Annotated in this window: 17 protein-coding genes; 11 read left to right on the top strand and 6 right to left on the bottom strand. The window is 36.4% G+C overall.

The window, feature by feature from the left end; translation table 11 throughout:
* The 7 genes from F6K23_RS21790 to F6K23_RS21760 all read left to right on the top strand — a co-directional run.
* Window positions 1-1,158: hypothetical protein (locus F6K23_RS21790; RefSeq protein WP_293159734.1), on the top strand; the 1,158-nt coding region annotated here is incomplete at its 5' end.
* Between the two features lie 42 nt (window positions 1,159-1,200).
* Window positions 1,201-1,509 (top strand): hypothetical protein, encoded by a 309-nt coding sequence (locus F6K23_RS21785; RefSeq protein ID WP_293159732.1) that lies wholly within the window; start codon window positions 1,201-1,203, stop codon window positions 1,507-1,509.
* A 161-nt stretch (window positions 1,510-1,670) separates the two neighbouring features.
* Window positions 1,671-2,840: an RNA-guided endonuclease TnpB family protein gene (locus tag F6K23_RS21780; protein WP_293159730.1), complete on the top strand. Its 1,170-nt coding sequence runs from the start codon at window positions 1,671-1,673 to the stop codon at window positions 2,838-2,840.
* Between the two features lie 641 nt (window positions 2,841-3,481).
* A complete protein-coding gene (locus tag F6K23_RS21775; RefSeq protein WP_293159728.1) occupies window positions 3,482-6,121 on the top strand; it encodes a hypothetical protein in 2,640 nt (879 codons plus the stop codon).
* A gap of 726 nt (window positions 6,122-6,847) precedes the next feature.
* Window positions 6,848-8,854, top strand: coding sequence for a contractile injection system tape measure protein (locus F6K23_RS21770; RefSeq protein WP_293159726.1), 2,007 nt, complete (start codon window positions 6,848-6,850; stop codon window positions 8,852-8,854).
* A 113-nt stretch (window positions 8,855-8,967) separates the two neighbouring features.
* Entirely contained in the window at window positions 8,968-9,564 is a 597-nt protein-coding gene (gene recR, locus F6K23_RS21765) for a recombination mediator RecR (RefSeq protein WP_293159777.1), read from the top strand.
* Between the two features lie 615 nt (window positions 9,565-10,179).
* Window positions 10,180-10,389, top strand: a complete 210-nt coding sequence (locus F6K23_RS21760; protein ID WP_293159724.1) for a hypothetical protein — start codon at window positions 10,180-10,182, stop codon at window positions 10,387-10,389.
* 196 nt (window positions 10,390-10,585) lie between these two features.
* On the opposite strand, the gene F6K23_RS21755 is transcribed toward F6K23_RS21760, so the two are convergent.
* Entirely contained in the window at window positions 10,586-10,747 is a 162-nt protein-coding gene (locus F6K23_RS21755; RefSeq protein ID WP_293159722.1) for a hypothetical protein, read from the bottom strand.
* A 193-nt stretch (window positions 10,748-10,940) separates the two neighbouring features.
* Window positions 10,941-12,272, bottom strand: a complete 1,332-nt coding sequence (locus F6K23_RS21750) for a lipopolysaccharide assembly protein LapB (RefSeq protein ID WP_293159720.1) — start codon at window positions 12,270-12,272, stop codon at window positions 10,941-10,943.
* Window positions 12,273-13,761: 1,489 nt separating this feature from the next.
* On the opposite strand from F6K23_RS21750, the gene F6K23_RS21745 reads away from it, so the two are divergent.
* The 4 genes from F6K23_RS21745 (at window position 13,762) to psb35 (ending at window position 17,185) form a co-directional block, all read left to right on the top strand.
* Window positions 13,762-14,016, top strand: coding sequence for a MoaD/ThiS family protein (locus F6K23_RS21745; RefSeq protein ID WP_293159718.1), 255 nt, complete (start codon window positions 13,762-13,764; stop codon window positions 14,014-14,016).
* Window positions 14,017-14,919: 903 nt separating this feature from the next.
* Window positions 14,920-16,233 carry a threonine synthase gene (thrC, locus tag F6K23_RS21740; protein ID WP_293159716.1) on the top strand — a complete coding sequence of 438 codons (1,314 nt, stop codon included), beginning with the start codon at window positions 14,920-14,922 and terminating at the stop codon, window positions 16,231-16,233.
* Between the two features lie 196 nt (window positions 16,234-16,429).
* Window positions 16,430-16,705, top strand: a complete 276-nt coding sequence (locus F6K23_RS21735) for a MoaD/ThiS family protein (protein ID WP_293159714.1) — start codon at window positions 16,430-16,432, stop codon at window positions 16,703-16,705.
* A 312-nt stretch (window positions 16,706-17,017) separates the two neighbouring features.
* Entirely contained in the window at window positions 17,018-17,185 is a 168-nt protein-coding gene (gene psb35, locus F6K23_RS21730) for a photosystem II assembly protein Psb35 (RefSeq protein WP_293159712.1), read from the top strand.
* 129 nt (window positions 17,186-17,314) lie between these two features.
* Here psb35 and F6K23_RS21725 read toward each other — a convergent pair whose 3' ends face one another.
* The 4 genes from F6K23_RS21725 to F6K23_RS21710 all read right to left on the bottom strand — a co-directional run bounded on the left by F6K23_RS21725 (window position 17,315) and on the right by F6K23_RS21710 (window position 20,772).
* Window positions 17,315-17,554, bottom strand: coding sequence for a helix-turn-helix domain-containing protein (locus tag F6K23_RS21725; protein WP_293159710.1), 240 nt, complete (start codon window positions 17,552-17,554; stop codon window positions 17,315-17,317).
* Window positions 17,555-17,619: 65 nt separating this feature from the next.
* On the bottom strand, window positions 17,620-18,381 hold the full coding sequence (locus tag F6K23_RS21720) for a DUF2993 domain-containing protein (RefSeq protein ID WP_293159708.1): 762 nt from the start codon (window positions 18,379-18,381) through the stop codon (window positions 17,620-17,622).
* A gap of 143 nt (window positions 18,382-18,524) precedes the next feature.
* The gene (locus F6K23_RS21715) at window positions 18,525-19,145 is read right to left on the bottom strand and encodes a pentapeptide repeat-containing protein (protein WP_293159706.1); all 621 of its coding nucleotides are present in this window, start codon (window positions 19,143-19,145) and stop codon (window positions 18,525-18,527) included.
* A gap of 226 nt (window positions 19,146-19,371) precedes the next feature.
* Entirely contained in the window at window positions 19,372-20,772 is a 1,401-nt protein-coding gene (locus F6K23_RS21710) for a DICT sensory domain-containing protein (protein ID WP_293159704.1), read from the bottom strand.
* Between the last annotated feature and the right edge of the window lie 42 nt (window positions 20,773-20,814).

The following is a 20,814-nucleotide window of genomic DNA, read 5'->3' as shown; positions in this document are numbered from 1 at the left end:
GTAGTAAACAGCAGTGGTGTGAGTATTGGGACATCAACAGAGCTACAGGTACATGAGGAGCGCTTGGTAGTAAATGGTAGTGGTGTGAGTATCGGAAATTCAAGTTCACTAGAAGTAAAAAGTGGAGAGTTGACGGTAGGGAGCGATCGCTTGGTAGTAAACAGCAGTGGTGTGAGTATTGGGACATCAACAGAGCTACAGGTACATGAGGAGCGCTTGGTAGTAAATGGTAGTGGTGTGAGTATCGGAAATTCAAGTTCACTAGAAGTAAAAAGTGGAGAGTTGACGGTAGGGAGCGATCGCTTAGTAGTAAACGGTAGTGGTGTAAGTATCGGAACTTCAACAGAACTAAATGTACATGAGGAGCGCTTGTTAGTAAACGGTAGTGGTGTGAGTATCGGAAATTCAAGTTTACTAGAGGTAAAAAGTGGAGAGTTGACGGTAGGGAGCGATCGCTTAGTAGTAAACGGTAGTGGTGTAAGTATTGGGACATCAACAGAGCTACAGGTACATGAGGAGCGCTTGGTAGTAAACGGTAGTGGTGTGAGTATCGGAAATTCAAGTTTACTAGAGGTAAAAAGTGGAGAGTTGACGGTAGGGAGCGATCGCTTGGTAGTAAACAGCAGTGGTGTGAGTATTGGGAATGCAAGTTCAACAGGAGTTCTCAAGGTACATGAAGACCGCTTGGTAGTAAATGGCACTGATGTGAGTATAGGGTCAACTTCAACTTCACCAGTCAACCTAAATGTAAGTGGCGATTTGACAGTAGGGAGCGATCGCTTGGTAGTAAACAGTAGTGGTAGTAGTGTGAGTATAGGGAATTTGTCAACTTCAACGGCACCAGTCAACCTAAATGTAGGCGGAGATTTGACGGTAAAGAACAAACTTATTGAAGTGAAAAACTATGAAATAGACGATCGTCTAACAACAAAAAAAACTGGTTATAACACATCAGAATGGGTTTGTGTAATTGCTGGTTTTCAAGCAGAAACAGCCAATCAATTTTACGTTTATATGGAAACAAAGAACGGAGAATGGCAGATTAATATAAACTCCATAGGATTTTCTGGAAAAAGTTATGTCTGTGTAATGGCAATTAGTACAAAAATTGCTATGATACAATCTATACCTATACCTATACCTACACCTGCACCTTAGTAAATAAAGAATCAAAATAGCTCCAATATTTATAGAACTAAGATGAAAGAACAACTGGAACAACGCCTGCAAAAACTCAAAAACGAATTTGCATCAGGAAAAAAAATGATAGCAGATTTAAAAGCTAAACAAAAAAATCTCCATCAAACTTTACTGCGTATTCAAGGTGCAATTCAAGTATTAGAAGAAGAAATTACTAAAATAGAAGAAGATGACTTTGCTGAAACATTAGACTTCTCGAAAAATAAGGTTGAGAGTCTAAAAAATCTAGTTCAACCTATCCATCAGACAATTGCTCAAGAACAATCATCAACCAATAAATTAACTTCAAAAAATAGTCCGCAGGGTTAACGAAGTCAGAAGTTAGAAGTCAGAAGTCAGAAGTCAGATAGGGGGCTATCAACAGTATTAAAATAATTAGACAAAGTTAAATATAAATAGACATTTGTTGTGATATACTAGATTTCTGTCTAATTTATTAAACTCTTAAAAGGGGTGGCCGATAAATTAAAATGCAATCAATCAAGACCAAATTAAAAGTTAACAATTACCAAAAAACCATGCTAGCCAAACACGCAGGTGTAGCTCGTCATGCTTATAACTGGGGATTAGCAACTTGCATTGCTGAGTATGAATCAACAAAAAAACGCCCTAGCGCTATCACTTTACACAAGCGTTTAGTGGCTGAAGTTAAGTCAATTAATCCTTGGTATTATGAGGTATCTAAATGTGCCCCACAACAAGCATTAAGAGACTTAGAAAAGGCATTTAAAAACTTTTTGACTATTCCTAAACGTGGTTTTCCGAACTTTAAGAAAAAGGGTAGAAAAGATAGTTTCTATTTAGAAGGAAGTATTAAGGTTCTCAAGGGAAACTATATAAAGCTACCCAGAATAGGAATCGTAAAAACTTATGAAATCTTACCATCTGTACCCATCAAAAATGTTACTATATCAAAACGTGCAGATAATTGGTATATCAGCTTTAAATATGATTATCAACCAACTACTACCGCCAAAAAACGAGATATCATTGGTGTAGATGTGGGAGTTAATACTCTAGCAACTTGTAGCGATGGAACAAAATTTGCTAACATCAAAGCCTATAGGCAAGCAAAAAAACGATTAGCTCGTTATCAACACCGTGTCAGCAAAAAAGAGCCAGGCTCAAAAAACAGACTCAAGGCAATAAAAAGATTAGCCAAGGCTCACAAAAAAGCGGATCGACCCCGCGACGACGAAAGTCGCAAGGGAACGCGCACCAAGCAGTGGCTGATATCAGAGCCGACACACTTCATAAACTCACAACATGGGCGAGCTTTAAACCACAGCACCATAGTGATAGAAGATTTGAATGTCAGTGGAATGCTCAAAAAGCGGTGCGACCCCGCGACGACGACAGTCGCAAGGGAACGCGCACCAAGAGATCACAAACTAGCAAGTGCGATAGCAGACTGCGGTTTTTCTGAGTTCAAGCGTCAGCTCATATACAAGTGCGAGTGGTATGGAAGCCAGCTAGTGATAGCAGATAGATTTTATCCAAGTTCTCAAATATGTTCTCATTGCGGACATCAACAAAAAATGCCTTTACATGAGAGAACTTATAATTGTGCTAATTGTGGATTTGAAACTGACAGAGACTTTAATGCTGCTGTCAACCTAGAAAACTATGTGAATAAGTAGGTGAAGTTCTCACCGATTTGAAGCCTGTGGAGAAGATAAGTTACAGACTGTGGTCAGTGGTCTTCTGCGAAATAGGAAGCTAGCTCCAAAGCTCATGCAATCAGTCATGGGTAAGTTTGGGTAAGTTTAGTAGAACGGGTCGTCGGATTGGCGATGTACAGAAGTTATTTCTGTAATATAGAATCTGGTTATATAGTATATGTTGATAATTCTATAATTAGGGTTTGCGCTCAAAAGTCTTTTAGTAGGAGTAGGAGACAGCTATACTGGAGACAGGAGACAGAAGGAACGGGGAATGAGCGAGGAGGTAGGAGCTAAGTTTTGTCCCTTAATTTTTCTGCCCAACTATGCGCCTAAAATACTAACTTTTTGAGCGTGAAGAGCTGAAAAATTTGCACTGCAATTCGACCCCAAAAAGGCTAAAATATTTATATGTCAATGGTTTTAAATTTAATCAGCAAGCCCTAATTACTTCAATATTTAATCGGACCCACTCCCCTACTCCCCTACTCCCAACTATACAATAACTATTCAACCGGATTCTATTATAACGGGGATTTGAGCTTCGCTCCAAAAATATTTCGCCTTAAAAGGCGGGGTTTTAGACCCAATATTATTTTGATAAATTACTAATAACCAACATGAATGAAGACCTTACCATCTCTAACACTCCTCCAGAACATCCAGGTATGGATTTTGCCAGATTGCGGGAGGAGGGTATTCAGCACATCCAAGAGCTAGGAAGTCAAATTTGGACAGACTACAATACCCATGACCCAGGTATTACTATCCTAGAGCAATTCTGCTATGTCATGACGGATTTAAGCTATCGACTTAACTTCGAGATGAAGGATTTACTTACACCTCATCCTGAAGATGCTGAAGAAAATATCAAACAGTTTTATACAGCTAGAGAAATTCTCACTGTTAATCCTCTGACTATTAATGATTATCGCGAACTATTAATTGATATTGATGGTGTAAAAAATGCTGAATTAAAACTAATTCAAAATTTAGAACCTTCAATGTTTTATGATGAACAACATCATACTTTAACTGTTAATTCTGATAGCGAACAGGGTGAACGGGTCTACTTAAAAGGACTTTATCAGGTAATTATCGAACTAGAGGAAGACGTAGAAACAGAAGAAGATGTAGAAACAGAAGAAGAAAAAGAACTTAAAAAAAAAGTAGCATCTAAACTTAATCAGAATCGGAATTTGTGTGAATATTTTTTGGGCGAAATAGAAATATTAGAGATTGAAGAAATTACCGTAGAAGCACATATTGAGATAGAAGATGACTCTGATGAAAGTAAGTTAATGCAAAAGGTGTATGATGAGCTATATAATTATATTTCTCCTAAGTTAGAGTTTCATACTTTAAAAGAACTACAAGATGAAGGGAAAAATACTGAAGATATTTTTGAGGGATATCCTCTCGAACATGGTTTTATTAAAGACGAAGAACTTGATATCCTGATTAAGAAAAAAGCACTGTATACCTCTGAACTAATTGAGAAGCTTTTAAAGATTGAAGGGATAAAAACAATTAGAGAAATGTATCTTTCAAGTAGTTTTTCAACAGCTGGAAAACAACAATGGGTGTTACCATTAGCTCCTAATCGCACGCCACAACTTAAAATACCTGAAAATCAGGATGATATTCTGATTATCTTTTATAAACGAAACCGTTCTTATCCTCTTGACCTTGAAATTTATGAAAATAATTCGGAATCGTCAAAAGAATTATCATCAGTGAAACAAGCACAAGATATTCCTATCCCAGTAGGGGAATATAGAGAATTATCTGACTATGAATCAATCCAAAATGAGTTCCCAGTTAATTATGGTATTGGAGAATTTGGTTTACCTGCTTCTGCAACTACCGAACGCAAAGGTCAGGCAAAGCAGTTACAAGCTTATTTGATGTTTTTCGACCAGATTTTAGCTAATTATTTTACTCAATTAGAGCATACTAAAGATTTATTTTCTTTCCAAAATGAGGAATATCAAACCTACTTTTTCCAGGATATTTCTAGTTTTCCTGGTGCGGACGAAATCCTAAATTCAAATGGTTCCCCAGATAAGCAACCAGAGGATTTCTGGGAAGAGAAAGAAATTAATTTAGAAAGAAAGAATCGTTTTCTAGATTATTTAATGGCCAAGTTTTGTGAAAAATTCACCGATCCTTCGTTACTTTTATATAAAAGTAAAATTTCACCAGAAGCTCGACAGGTTCAATTTTTTCAAGATTTGTTAAACTTTCTGAAAGATTTGTTAAACTCACAAAATGAAATTCCTTTAAATTTACAGAATGAAATAGTTTTAAAATTACTGAACGAAATAGCTTTAAGCTTCAATATTAAAAATCAAAATCAAGAACCTATTTCATTGTTAAAGGAATATATTCAAAATGAAATGGGTCTACTTAATTTAAAGCAACAGATTAAAGATAAAATTACTTTTTTACAAAATTATCCTCAAATTAGTGCTGGTAGGGGTCAAGCATTTGACTGTACTAATTCTCAGGAAGTCTGGGATACAGACAACGTTTCGGGACTAAAAAAAAGAATTTGTTCTTTGTTAGGAATGCATTACGAGCGAGTATATCTCTCAGAATCGGATGAAATAGAAGGTTTTCATCTGGTTGAGCATATTTTACTTCCTCTTAATCAGGATGAATCTTTTATTGTAAATTTGGGTTATCCAATTTCAAAGTTTGAAAGATCAAAAATACAAGGCGAGAATGGAACAGAAAAAGTTACCTGTACATCTGAGAAACATGGACTTTCAAATGGTGAAGCAATACAAATATTTGATTCAATCAACTACGATGGTACAGATTACACTGTTAGCAACGTTGGAGAAGATACATTCGATATAGAAAAAGAATTTGTAGTAGCAGAATCAGAAACAGGAAAATGGATACACAAAGATCCACACAAAGATCCTTTTTCTTTCCAAATCAGTTTTGTCTTCCCTGATTGGATAGGTCGGTTTAAAAACAAAGATTTTCAAGATATAGTTCAGGATATTATTACTGCAGAAATACCAGCACATATAACTCCTTATATTCACTGGTTTGATCAAAGTAAAATGGGATATTTTGAGAGTATTTACTTTGAATGGTTAAAAGAAATTATGAATGGAGAAAATAAGAATATTGATATTACTAATGAAATGATAAAACTGTTATCAATTGACAAGTTTCATGGTATTGGATATATGATGATTGAGCCAGAATATGAACAAATTAAAGAATTTAAAATAATCTATTAAATTGTAAAAATTTAGTTAGCTTGTAGTCAGCTTTTAGCTGTTTCATAGTAAGCATTCAGCCGTCAGCTATCAGCTATCAGCTATCAGCTATTACTTTTAGTTTAGGATATATAGCAATGAGCGCTGGTATATTTACAAATTGTAGGAAAGGCCAAATAGCTAAAAGTCTTATATTACCGGCAATTTATTCCCCCAGATGAGCTGTTGCTTTCCGGAGCTGTTGCCTGCGCACAGCGCTATAAAGCTTTATTAACTGTCTTACTACAAAATTTGCCTCCCTTACCCTTAAAGTCTATTTTAATTTAAACACTGTCCTTTAAGGAGAGAGTCTTGTTGCTGATAGCTGACAGCTAATAGCTGTTTGCGCAGCATTCCGGAGGAAATGCTTACGTTTCATAAATAATGAATATACACTTATTAATATACACTTATTATGGTTAAGGCCAGTTTTTCCCCAGTACTTTTAATGCCACTTATATAGAATCCGGTTAAATACTTATTGTATAGTTGAGAGTAGGGCAGTAGAGGAGTAGGGGAGTAGAGGAGTAGGGGAGATTGAAGGCTTAAATTAATTATAGAATTATCAACATATATAGAATTATCAAGATATATTTTATAACCGGATTCTATATTAAACCTCTAAATATTAATTTCTGTTATAAAGGCAATGAATTAATAGCTGACTGCTGATAACTGATAACTGATAACTGATAACTGAAATGACCAGTGAACCAACAACGACATATTATCAAAAAACAGGTGATAGAACTTAATTTAAGTTCACAACGAGATGCTTTTGCATTACAAAATGAGGTAAGTAGAATATATCGTCAAAAAGTTGTTCCTCTAATTGATAACTTATTAAGTCAGTCGATATCTCCAGACACAATACATCGAATTAATACCCTAGAGATTAATTTAGGAAATATTGATATCAATAATCTAGAACAGGATTTGATTGAGAAAATTCTAGAACAAATTCAACAGGAACTGGAGGTGGAATTTAGTTCTTCTGTTAAACAAACAAATATATCTGAATCTGGTAAAAAAAATGTCGATAGCAGTAATTCTTCTGCTCTTCAACAAGACCGTAAGTTTAAAAATTTACAGAAATTTGAGATTGAGAATAAGAGGCGATCGCAACTAGAAATTTTTAGCTACTTCCTAGAAACGGGAATACTCCCCTGGTGGACGGAAAATTTTAGTAAACAGGAGTTAGAAAAATCTTGCGATCGCCTGATTACAGATTCACCTATTCAGGTCAAGTATATTATTGAGGAAAGCTTAAAAAATACGAAGAAGTTACAACGTTTGATTTACCAATTTTCTGATGTAATACTCTTAAAAATAGTAAGTTTGTTTGCTGGGGATTTAGTTAAGTTTATTGCTAATTATAATACAGATATTAAGTCTATATTTGAAGAACTAGAGCAGACGAGAAATATTCCTACAGCAAAATTAAGATTTCAGAGATGGGAAGGAATATTATTGAGTCTTTCTCTTAGGGATAATACTAAAGTAAATAAGCTCAAGTTAATCGAAGCAAATTTATTACTTATAGCAACCAGTAATGGGATTAATTATACTGAGTTGTTCAATAGTCTTGTTACTAAAATAGAGCATCTACTTGCAGAAGGAAGAGAATTTAAAAGCACACTTCCAGAAATCTTGGAAAATCTGAAAAGTTCTGTCTCTGCTACAGAAAATATTACCAGGGACTCTCAAGAAAAGGAATTCTTACAATCTGGTCAAAAGTTAAGTCAAAATCGACAGATATTACAGAGATATCAACAGCAGATTCAACAACTTAATCGTCAAATAGAAAATTTATTGCAGGAAATCAAAAATTCTCCTCTAGTAGAGAATCAATTAAATGCAGAAACTCTAGAAAATCTGAAAAGTTCTGTCTCTGCTACAGAAAATATTACCAGGGACTCTCAAGAAAAGGAATTCTTACAATCTGGTCAAAAGTTAAGTCAAAATCGACAGATATTACAGAGATATCAACAGCAGATTCAACAACTTAATCGTCAAATAGAAAATTTATTGCAGGAAATCAAAAATTCTCCTCTAGTAGAGAATAAATCAAATTTAGGAATCAATGAAAGTCGGGAAACTTCTAACTCAAGCAGAGAAAATATGACTGGGGACTCTAAAGAAAAAGAATTCTTAGAATCTGGGAAAAAGTTAAGTCAAACTAAATTTCTAGATTCTGTTAATAACTTTAGTGACTCCGATGAAATATATATTCGCAATGCAGGATTAATTTTGTTATGGCCATTCCTCAAGCGTTTTTTGCTCAAAATAGGACTGGTACAAGAAAATCTTTTTATTAACATCACATCTGCTGAAAGGGCAGCTACTTTACTGCAGTATATAGTCGATAATTCAACAGAAATACCTGAATATATTTTACCTCTTAATAAAATACTTTGTGGCATAGATTTATTAGAACCGATAGAAACAAATTTAGAAATCACTAAACAAGAAATAGCAGAATGCGAATATTTGCTATCTGCTGTAATTCAAAATTGGTCAATTTTAAAAAATACATCTATAGAAGGATTTAGAAAAGCTTTTTTGCAACGAAAGGGTATTTTGAAAATTCGTGATGGTACCTATCTGCTACAGGTTGAACGTGAAACCTACGATATCTTACTAGATAGAATTCCTTGGAGCATACAAGTTGTCAAACTACCCTGGATGAATAACATTTTATATGTAGAGTGGTAGCTCTCACCGGGCGACAAGTGCCTCAAAAGCATTGTTGAATAAAGGTTTTAAGGATTAAAGCTCTGTATAAGTTAAAATCAGATAGTAGTTTTTGACTTTGGAGGCCATCCAAAATTTATACTCGACCTTTAGCCAGATTAATTGAACAATTACAACAGTTGCCTGGAGTTGGTCCTAAGACAGCACAACGTCTGGCACTACATATTATTAAGCGCCCCGAAGCGGAAATTCAAGCTTTAGCTCAAGCATTGGTTGATGCGAGGAAAAAAGTAGGTCTATGTGAGAAATGTTTCCATTTATCTGCTGAACCTATTTGTGAAATTTGTCGTAACCCTCAGCGAGATAAGGAAGTTATTTGTGTGGTCTCGGACTCCCGCGACCTTATTGCTTTGGAGAAAACACGGGAATATAAAGGTGAATATCATGTCCTGGGGGGGGTCATTTCGCCGATGGATGGTATTGGTCCAGAACAGTTGACTATTCAAGCTTTGGTGCGGCGAGTTAGTCAGGGAAATATTCAGGAAGTGATTATTGCTATTAGTCCGAGTGTGGAAGGAGAGACTACTACTTTATATGTTGGTCAGTTGTTGAGACCTTTTACAAAAGTGACGCGCATTGCTTTTGGTTTGCCTATGGGAGGAGATTTAGAATATGCTGACCAGGTGACTTTGGCACGTGCGTTGGAGGGGCGGCGGGAATTAGAAAGTTAAAAGTTAAAACTCAAAAGTTAGAAGTTGGAAGTTATTAGAAAGTTAAAAGTCATTATTAAGTCAAAAGTTAGAAGTTGGAAGTTAGAAGTTGGAAGTTATTAGAAAGTTAAAAGTCATTATTAAGTCAAAAGTTAGAAGTTGGAAGTTAGAAGTTGGAAGTCATATCAAATCCGGTAGCATCGGTGTTATTCAGTATTAAAGAACTGTAGGGGCGAATGGCCATTCGCCCTTACACATTGTATGACGATCAACAGAATTATATTACTCCGAAGCCAACGGATTTGATATCAAAAGTCATTATCAAGTCAAAAGTCAAAAGTTATAGCTTACCGAATAATTAAGGTTTAAATCCTCTCTTTTAAAGGAGAAACAAGCGGTCGTTAGCGGAGCTTCCCGTAGGGTGGGATGGCGCAGGTTTCCTGCGCCATATCCAATCGACCAAGAGAGAAAAAATTTTCCTTTTATTCAATCCTCTTCCTTTTAGGGAGAAGTAATTATCAATTATCAATTATCAATTATCAATTATTGAAAGCATATACTTTCTTTAAAGATTGGATATTATATCATTTTTGTTTCTCCACTAAACTAATAAGAAATAATCACCAGAAAAAAACTATGACTAACGTTCTAGAACAAGCACTAACAAAACTCTCTCAACTACCAGAAAACCAACAAGAAGCTATAGCTTATCTCATCCTAGCAGAAATAGAAGACGAAAAAAGATGGGCAGAAAATTTTGCTAACTCTCAAGACCAACTCGCTCAACTTGCTGAGGAAGCGATCGCTGAGTTCAAACAAGGTAAAACTAAACCTTTAAACTTCTGATGAATTCTCAAACTACTTCTAAATTTTGGCAGACAATGTGACAGATGGTGAATTAGTTTTTGAGCAGTTACAAGCTAGATTAAGGAATAAATAATGGTATTGGTTAATAAATTTAACTCTTACCAACAATTTCAAGGTATCTTTCCATTGCTATACTTAATACTGAACTACTATAAACAGCAGGTTTCCTCAAAATTTATTCTAGTAATGTACGCCACATAAAATGTTTTTCTGAATCCATTGGAATTTCCTCTATAAAATGATTCCAAGTTTCTTCTTCTGCTTCTGTTTTTGGATTTTGTAAATTATTCAAAATCAAATTTTGATATTGCTTCTCTTCGATAGGATAATCTGACAAAGATAGAAGTGTGTAAGCATTCAGCTATTAGCATTCCGTAGGAAATGCTTACTTAAGAGGACTTAGAGGATATCTGAAAAGTTGTTTAATACTGAATTTTGCCCCCCTAGCCCCCCAATTATGGGGGGAACAAGAATCCATTAGCTGGTAAAAGTCCCCCAATTTTGGGGGATTTAGGGGGCTTTGCGGTTCTTCAATTATTCTTATTTCTATTCAATTTATCAAGCTTTTGTAGAAAATAATTTTCTCGATATCCCCCCAACTGTCTCGATAATTCTAAACCTTTTTGAAAAGATGACATTGCCAAAGGAAAAGCCTTTAACTGTGCATAAACTTGTCCCATACGGTCATAAGTTTCCATCATCCCATAAACATTAACAAACTGTTGATCCATCAATAATTGCACTTTATATATTTCAATTGCCGCCTCTTTTTCATCCTGAGAAATATAGAGCGCTGCCAATTTTTCCAAAGCATCACTCGCACTTATAAATCGTTGAATTGATTGAGCAATATCATAAGCTTCTTGATAGTATTGACTGGCAAGACTAAGTTTTCCAAGCTCCTCATAATCTCCAGCAATAGATATTTTTATATCTGGAACTTCTGTGATAATTTGTTGACCTTCGTAAAAATTGACCAATCTTTCTTTAGCAGTAATTGCTTGTAAAGGTTTTCCCGCTTGATTATAAATGAAAGCTAATTTTTCGATAGTATCTACTTTTTCAAAATTAGTAGTTAAAGAAGGATCTGTTGTTTCTTCATTAGTAGATGTTTCTAAGTCATTCTGCTGCTGAACCTCCAATAATTCTTCATAAGCGATCGCTGCATTATCATAATCTAGCCAATTCAAATATATTTCCCCCATAGCTGTCAAAGCTAGTTTCAGAGTAGCAACATCCTCTTGTTCTCTTGCTTGAGCAATAACTTGTTGATAAACTACAATTGCTGGATCTTTTGCTCTAACAGTATTAAATGCAGAACCTAATGCTTGCAACAATTCTATATTCACAGGTTCTTGTTCTTGAATCTCTGGTTGTAGGGTTTCCAGTCGTTTTGTTATCCACTGCACCTGTAATTTTTGACTATTATTCCATGCTATTTCTGCCACTCGTTCCAAAGCTGCTAACTCTTCTGCTTGACCCAGATAACGTCGCAAACGAAGTTCTCTATTCCAGGTATCAAAAGCTTTAATTGTTTCTCCCGCCGCGAATAATTCTGAAGCTTCAGCGTTAAGTCGGTCGAGTTCTTGAGATAGTTCTTCTCGTTTGTCCCCGGTAACGGTTCCTGTAGTCGGGGGTTCTGGTAAGAGTGGGTCTGATTCGGTGCTTTCTAAAGGGTTAGGGGAAAATTTATTGGGAGATTCTAATTCTTGTTCTGCATCTGTTTGACGTTGAGAGATAATATTTACGCCATTGTTTCTGAGAGTATATTCGGAAAATTCAGGAGTTTTTGCTAAACAATAAGTTGAAAAGTAGAGGTAAAAACAGCCGCTAGTGAGAACTAAGTTTTGAATTTTGAGCATTTTAATTAGATTGTAAATGGTTAACTTTGATAATAATTTTATGTTAGCTGTTAGGTGTTAACGTCTTATATCATGTCCGGATAATTAGTGATCAAAAAACTTTCTCCTTTTCCTCCTCTTCTTCTTGCTTCTTTCTTCCCTCCTGACTTCTGACTCCTGACTCCTCCGTCGTTTATTTATCAGTATTCAACCGGACATAATATGGCATAATCTTAGGTTTTATGTGAGACTGAACAGAATTATTACAGCACTTTTTAGGAAGCGTGAGGTACAGTTTTAAAATTAATCTTTTTTTCCCTACTCCCTACTCCCTAAAGTCCTAAAATTTTGTACCTCATCAACTCCAAAACTGCTGTAAATTTGGCGTTGCTGATTTGAGGTATGAAATTCAACTTTGAGTAAATTTTAAGCTAAAACAATAGTGCAAATTATACCTATTTAGTCACCGAAAAACTCCTTTCTACCTACTGACTCCTGTGAAATCATACATTTATTCAACAACGCCCCTATTTACAGCAGTTTTTAGATGGGTAAACCACAGTTAAAAAATTAGGTGGTAGGTGGTAGGTGTTAGGTGGTTAAGCGAAACGAGGGCTGCGAATTCCACAATAGATAGCTGACTTTGTGGTCTATTCCAGTGAAAAGCGCTGTAAAGTAATAAATTAAATTATCAATCATTCTCATCCTCAAAAGCTCTCGAAAAAATTGCGTTTAAACAAAAACTCTGATATTCTGAAGATTATAAAATGTATAAGGGGTTGTTCGCCCCTACGCATGACTTTTTATTCAACGCAAAAAATAAAGAAGTAGAAGCTGATTCGCCTTCAAAAGCTCTCGAAAAAAATGCCAGGGAAATAGTTGCGTTTAAACAAAAACTCTGATATTCTGAAGATTATAAGATGTATAAGGGGTTGTTCGCCCCTACGCATGACTTTTTATTCAACGCAAAAAATAAAGAAGTAGAAGCTGATTCGCCTTCAAAAGCTCTCGAAAAAAATGCCAGGGAAATAGTTGCGTTTAAACAAAAACTCTGATATTCTGAAGATTATAAGATGTATAAGGGGTTGTTCGCCCCTACGCATGACTTTTTATTCAACGCAAAAAATAAAGAAGTAGAAGCTGATTCGCCTCTTCCCATAACATAAATATGACCAGAAAATTAGGTTTAAAGCCTCTCTATTGTAGAAAGTACTGATAACTGATAACTGAAATCGCCATCACCCTTAAACTATTCGCAGCCTACCAAGAAGCCTATGGAGTCTCCGAACTCCAGCCTATCCTTGGAAATAGTTGCATTCAAACAAAAACTCTGATATTCTGAAGATTATAAGATGTATAAGGGGTTGTTCGCCCCTACGCATGACTTTTTATTCAACGCAAAAAATAAAGAAGTAGAAGCTGATTCGCCTCTTCCCATAACATAAATATGACCAGAAAATTAGGTTTAAAGCCTCTCTATTGCAGGAAGTACTGATAACTGATAACTGAAATGACCATTACCCTCAAACTATTCGCAGCTTACCAAGAAGCCTATGGAGTCTCCGAACTTCAACTCACCCTTTCCCCAGGAACTACCGCCTCCCAACTTTTAGAACAGATCGTCACTCAACACCCCGAACTAGAGCAGTGGCGAAAAGTCACCAAATTTGGCATTAACTTCAACTTTGCTCCACCCGAAACCGTCCTTCAAGACGGCGATGAAGTAGTCCTCATTCCCCCAGTTAGTGGAGGAGTAGGGGAGTAGGGCAGGGTCAATTTATTGTCACCAGAGAAAAAAGGAGGGGGGTGGGGAGTGTGGGGAGTGTGGGGAGTGTGGGAAGCACAGGATCTTAAAAAAATATAGGGTTGTAAATATTCTCGCTACGACAAAGAATTAGCCCTGGGGGAGTAGGGGAGTAGGAAAGAAACCGAAATACATCCTCTTTCTTTTACAGGAATTACGCATAACCACCACAGATAGTAAAGGTTAACAGCCGTTAACCCCTACAAATGATGTGTAATTTCGTATTTTGCGTAAGTCCAGTTTTAATTGGAACTGAGGTCATAATAGGTGACATTATTAGGTAATTTGTCCCAAATTTCATCAATACCGTTACGGTTGCAGAACTGCCAACCATTTTAGATTTTAGATATTTTTTTTAGAAAATATAATTTCTTTAGTATATGGTATTAAACCACTTACCGCTAGAAACTTTTTTACTATAAAATGCTACATTTATTCAAATAAATCAAATCACATTATTAACATTTTATACTAAATTAAATCAAAAAAAATTGACATACTAAAAACAAACTTATTCTGAAAATTAGTAATATTAACAACTAAAATATTAATCAATACTTGCTTAAAAAAAATAATAAATTCAATTGAATTTTTGTAAAAGCAACTTATTTTTAGTTTAATCATAATAAATAACTCATTGATAATACTCCTCAAATAGCCACATTAAAAATAACTACTAAATTATTAAAATTAACTGCCAAAACAGAATAGATATATGTTGCAATCAATAATGAAAAAACAGAATAAAATTATACCCGACTATTTTAGTCGGGTATAGTTGACGGTAATTTTTACCCATGCTAGTATTTCAGAAAGTGCAGATTATAGTTAATAGTTCTTAGTTAGAAGTAGGGAGTAAAGAATATGACCCAGGCTACAAATATCGATAGTCAAATCCACAGTCAAAATACAGCGATAGAAACGCTCAAGTGTAAAGAATGTGGTGAAGAATACCCACTAGAAGCCAAACATATATGCGAAGACGTATGCTTTGGTCCCCTAGAAGTAAAGTATGACTATGAAAAGATCCGTCAAACAGTGAGCCGGGCAACAATCGAAGCAGGTCCTAACTCTATATGGCGTTATCGTCAATTCCTACCAGTAAAAACAGATAACGTAATAGACGTAGGAACAGGTATGACCCCCCTACTAAAATCAGAACGTTTAGCCCGTCGCCTGGGTCTGAAAAATCTCTACATCAAAAATGACGCAGTAAATATGCCTACCCTCAGCTTCAAGGATAGGGTAGTATCAGTAGCCCTGAGTCGGGCCAGAGAATTAGGTTTCTCCACAGTATCCTGCGCCAGTACAGGCAACCTAGCAAACTCCACCGCAGCGATCGCAGCTAAAGCAGGATTAGAGTGTTGTGTATTTATCCCCGCTGACCTAGAAGCAGGCAAAATTCTCGGTACCCTAATATACAATCCAACAGTTATGGCAGTTAAAGGCAACTACGACCAAGTAAACCGCCTCTGTTGCGAAGTTGCTAATACCTACGGTTGGGGATTTGTAAATATTAACCTCCGTCCCTATTACTCTGAAGGTTCAAAAACTCTAGGTTTTGAAGTCGCCGAACAACTAGGATGGCAACTACCAGACCATATAGTTGCTCCCATCGCCTCCGGTTCTCTCTACACAAAAATTTACAAAGGATTCCAAGAATTTGTGAAGGTCGGTTTAGTAGAAGATAAAGCAGTTCGTTTTAGTGGAGCGCAAGCTGAAGGTTGTTCCCCAGTAGCTCAAGCATTCAAAGAAGATCGTGATTTTATCAAGCCAGTTAAACCTAATACTATTGCTAAATCAATCGCGATCGGCAACCCCGCAGATGGTATCTACGCATTAGAAGTAGCTCGCAAAACAAACGGTAATATCGAGTCTGTCACCGATGCTGAAGTTATTGAAGGCATGAAGTTATTGGCAGAAACAGAAGGAATCTTCACAGAAACAGCAGGTGGTACAACTATTGCCGTCTTGAAAAAATTAGCAGAAGCAGGCAAAATCGATCCTGAAGAAACCACGGTTGCCTACATTACAGGTAACGGGTTAAAGACACAAGAAGCAGTACAAGGTTATATCGGCGAACCTCTCACAATAGATGCAAAATTAGACAGTTTCGAGCGAGCTTGGGAACGCGCTCAAACATTAGAACGTCTTGATTGGGAGCAAGTTTTAGTTTAACTCACCTCACCGTAAAGAAAGAAAATGTTTTTAGGTTAGGGGTTCGATCAAAGAACTCCTAATACATATCTTCCAAACATTAATATTGGGTTAGGAAAAATAATTTTTTTCTTAAAAATTTACAGTTTTTCTTAGACCAGCATTATAATAGAAATTTGCAAAAAAGTATTAGCTATATAATGTAGATTACTCAATTATGGCAGTTACAGTTTTAATTCCTACTCCCTTACAAAAGTTCACCGAGAGCAAAGCAAAAATTGAATGTGGCGGTGGCAATATTTCCGAACTAATAGATTCTCTAGAAACAAATTTTCCTGGTATCAAAAAAAGTCTCTGTGATGACCAAGGAGAACCTCGAAGATTTTTAAACTTCTACGTCAACAGCGAAGATATCCGATTTTTAGAAGGAACAAAAACATCTCTACAAGATGGAGATGAAGTGAGCATTGTTCCTGCTGTTGCTGGTGGTTAAATAGGTGTGGTGAAATTAGCTATACGGCTCAAACTACACTCCGCGATCGCACCAGCCAAAAAATATATCAAATTCAGATTCTAGATTGTTTCTTACTTTGACCGAGAAATTTGGGTCTGAATCTTCCTCTTTTAAGAGGATAAAAAAAAGAAGATTCCGTATTTCAACCGATACCCTCTTGATTCAGCTAGAGGTACAGATAACTGATAACTGAAATGACCCAGTCTAGCGATAATGGTTGATTTTATTTTAACTCAATCCAGGCCGTGAGATAATATTTCTAAATTATAGAAATAACTTGGAGATATAATTATGGCCCAGGGTAATATATGGCTGCCAATAGCAGTTGTTGTGGTAGGCTTTGTTGCAGCAGTTAGTATAGGTTCTATTGCTTGGTATAATTCCAAGCGTCCTCCTGGTTGGGAAGATGCCCAACGTCCAGACTACATTCCTAAAGTTAATGACGATAAAGATAGCTAAAAGCATAATTTACTGAAGATTAGAAGCTACTTTGGCTTACCTACACAGAGCCATTAGCTTTCTGTGTAGGGTCTTAATGTCTTTTAAAGACGGTCATAACTTTCTGAGAACCTGAATGTTCTACTTCTACTAGAGCTTTTTCAACTCTGGTAATTGCTTTTTCTGGTTGTAGTAATTTGGTTGGTCTTTTAATTTAGGTAAATGAGAAATCAGAGGGTAAGCATTGACAGGAAATCTGTTTTGCTCCCAACAGTTAAAGCGTTCTCCTAACATTCTGTTGTACCAATATCGACAAATACTGAGCCAGTTATTTAGTGTCAACTTCTGGCTACTTTCTTGATATATACGATATTGGTAAGTATATTTCATTAGCGATTGAGGTTTAAAATACACTAATGCTAATTAGTAGGATAATATTCTAGAAAGATTAACAACTATTTATTCTTAATCCCACTAGGAAACTGTTCAATCTTAGCTATACCATAGAATGTAATGTCATCCCTTCCTACCCGTAGTCGGTCTACTCGCAGTTGAGTATTTTCTAAAGCAAATTTATCTAAATCTAGTAAATTATTAACATGGTCTATTAAAGATTTACCTAAATCTACAGACTCTTGATCGCCATTATATTTTACATTAACAAATTTGATTTTACGCCTATCTTCCACTTCAACGTTAGCAGTGAAATCAACATCTATAGGTTGATTTGGATTTCCTACCCCGATTTGAGTTTTAAGTCTAAGGGCTCGATCTTCAGTGATAGTCATTTGAGTATTTTGGAAATGTAGGGATTGTCCCTGATATTTGAGCCTTTGCAGTTTCTCTACCACAAATGGTGTATTGAAAGATGTGGTCAAGTCAGACTCAGTTAATACAGTCCTCAGAGTGGCCTGAATAGGCTGCCTTAATTTGACTTTACCAGTAAAAATTGCACTAAAGTCTATTGAGACAGCTTGCAGGTAAAGCTCCATAACTTCAATCCGAAGGCCATTGTACATCCGCATTCCTTTGCCAATGAAATCAAACCCATCCAGACTACCCTGTAAAAGTTTGGCCACTGGCTCTGCACGGACATTGGCTTCGACTTTATCAGAGCTTTTAAACAGAGCTGCAATTGCCGCTCCTGCTGCCTTGCTCACTAGGCGATCGCCACTTTGATTTTGCATTGGTACATTGGTAAACAACGCAGTCACCATAATTTTTCAATGTTTGCCTTCACTGATATCCTAACAGTTTGATAAAGAATTGTAAAGTTTACTTGTACTTATGTACTTAATAAGCATTACTTTGCATCTACTTATCAATTTCAGAGAAGACATAGCCTACGCAAATCAAACTTTTAGGAATTGACTGAATCAAGTGGTGTACCTTGCAGACAAGCATCTGTGAGTAGAGCACCATTGAAGTCAGCCCGATCGACTATAGCACAGAGCAAATTAGCCCGTTGTAAATTTGTGCCCCGGAGTATAGCCCCAGTAAAATTAGCTTCTTCTAAATCTGCTTGGGATAAATCTGCACCAGCTAGATTAGCACTACTAAATTCTGCTTGAAATAAAATAGTTCTAGTGAAATTCACACCTCGTAAGTCAGCACCACGAAAATCAACTCCACTCAAGTCCAAATTATTCAGTACAGATCCATTCAAGAAAGCACCTGCAAAGCTAGTTCCTCTAACTTGGGCATCCATAAAAATAGTACCCCGTAGGTCAGCATTACGAAAGTCTGCCCCTCTCAAATCAGCACCAGTGAAGTCAGCTCCACGCAGGTTAGCTCTCAGAGTAGCTTTCAGTAGATTAGCCCCAGCAAAATTAACTCCAACCAAGTTAGCTTGGTAGAAGTCTGCTTCTGAAAGTTGGGTTCCTGCTAAATCTGCACCAGGGAGATTAGCACTGGCTAAAAGTTTGATTTTGCCAACTCGAATGGCCGAAATATCTAGGGATGTTGATTGATTCATATACATAAAAATTGGTCTTAGGTGTTAGGGTGAAAAAAAAATGCTTTTGTGAGGTGAAACTTCAATTATTAAGTAATTAACACAGGCGCAATGACATTTTTGAATGAGCACGCCACTAGCGTATTAATTATTCTGATGTTTACTTCTCCCCCACTCCCCTACTCCCCCACTCAAGAAATAGAAAAGCTCCTACATCCAAAGTCAAGAAAAGATCGAGGTATTTTTAAAGATATTAATTGACTGATGTCTTTGATGTAACTGCTTCCTCTAACCAAACGTTGGGCAGTTGACTTGGCCTTTGAGGTAATTGCATCAAACCCATTTCTGTTAAACGAATCACGTTGCTGAGAGATTCTACAAGAATAGGCTCAAAATATGTGCCACTGTGATTGATACATTTTTCTAAAGCTTCTCCCAAACTAAGAGCTATTCGTTTACCTCGTGCTTGTATTAACTCTTGGAAGTAAGAAATTAACCCCAGAATTCGAGATTCTATGGGTATTTCCTCTTCTCTGAGACCGTCTGGTTTACCACTACCATCCCAATATTCTAAATGATGAGCCACAATTTTAGTTATAGGCGCTAACTCTGGCATTGCTGTTAATAATTGGGCACCAAGTACGCTCCTTTCCTGCCAAAAAGTTAAAGTTGCATCATCTAATTCATCTGGTGTTTGAGTAAATACTTCGTTTGGCGCTGATGCTAACCCCACTCGAAACAATAATCCTGCTAACCGCAAACGTCGTAACTGCAAAGTAGGCAAATCTAACATTTGACCAAGAGTCTCAGATAAAGCTGCTACTTGCAAAGAGGCAATAGGGTTAGTCTGGTCGCGTTCATCTACTTTCTGCGCCATTCGTAAAAATGCTTGCAATTTATTAGCATTTAGGTTGCGACTAACTCGTAATGCTTGACCTTCTAACTCCCAAAGTTCTCTAGTTTGACGATTCATCGCAATCATCTGCTGTTGGGAAGTTTGCAGATAAGAAACTATTCGAGATACCACGTTAGTCATATCTGTAGGTGGTACATCTTTGATAGTTAGAATTTCTTGATGTTGTTTCTGAATGGTGTCTGCTAAGGCAGGATCGTAGGGGCGACATCTTTCTATGAGAATTTCTGCGGCTGTAGCTACTAAAGTTCGGTCGAAAGTCCATAAACCGTAAAATTTTCTTTCCACATCTACAGCAGGCCGACCATTGAGTACATATTCATCTTCTGATAGTTCATGGCAAAGTACCATAGCTCTGTAACTTGGAGCTAGTATAATTAGATTCCATTCATTAACTAAACTATCCTTCGTTTCCAAATTAACTAAAGAGACATTTTCTAGCTGACTTGTAGGATGTTTGGATAACCCACTATCTGGTACTGCGCTAATAACAACGTGACGACTAGATTGTGCTATTTCTTGATAACGATCTGCTTCTTGTAAATACCATTTACCTTGTTGAAAGGTTACCAAAACTAATGGTTTTTCTTCAGAATGTTTAGTGCTAGTTTGTAATATGTGGTCTTCTAATGCATGGCATAGAGCCACCAATGTATTTTTGAAATAAACTCCATAACTAGATGGAAGTTTTCCTTCCGGACTAGCTTCTTTAAGTTGATTTAAAGTTGCTTCTGGATTCATTTTATTAAATGATGATTATTTTATATGTTTGTATTTTATCTT

The sequence above is a fragment of the Okeania sp. SIO2C9 genome, from assembly GCF_010672455.1.
Lineage (GTDB): Bacteria > Cyanobacteriota > Cyanobacteriia > Cyanobacteriales > Microcoleaceae > Okeania.
Note: the sequence above shows the minus strand (reverse complement) of the source record. Positions and strands in the feature narration are given on the sequence as shown.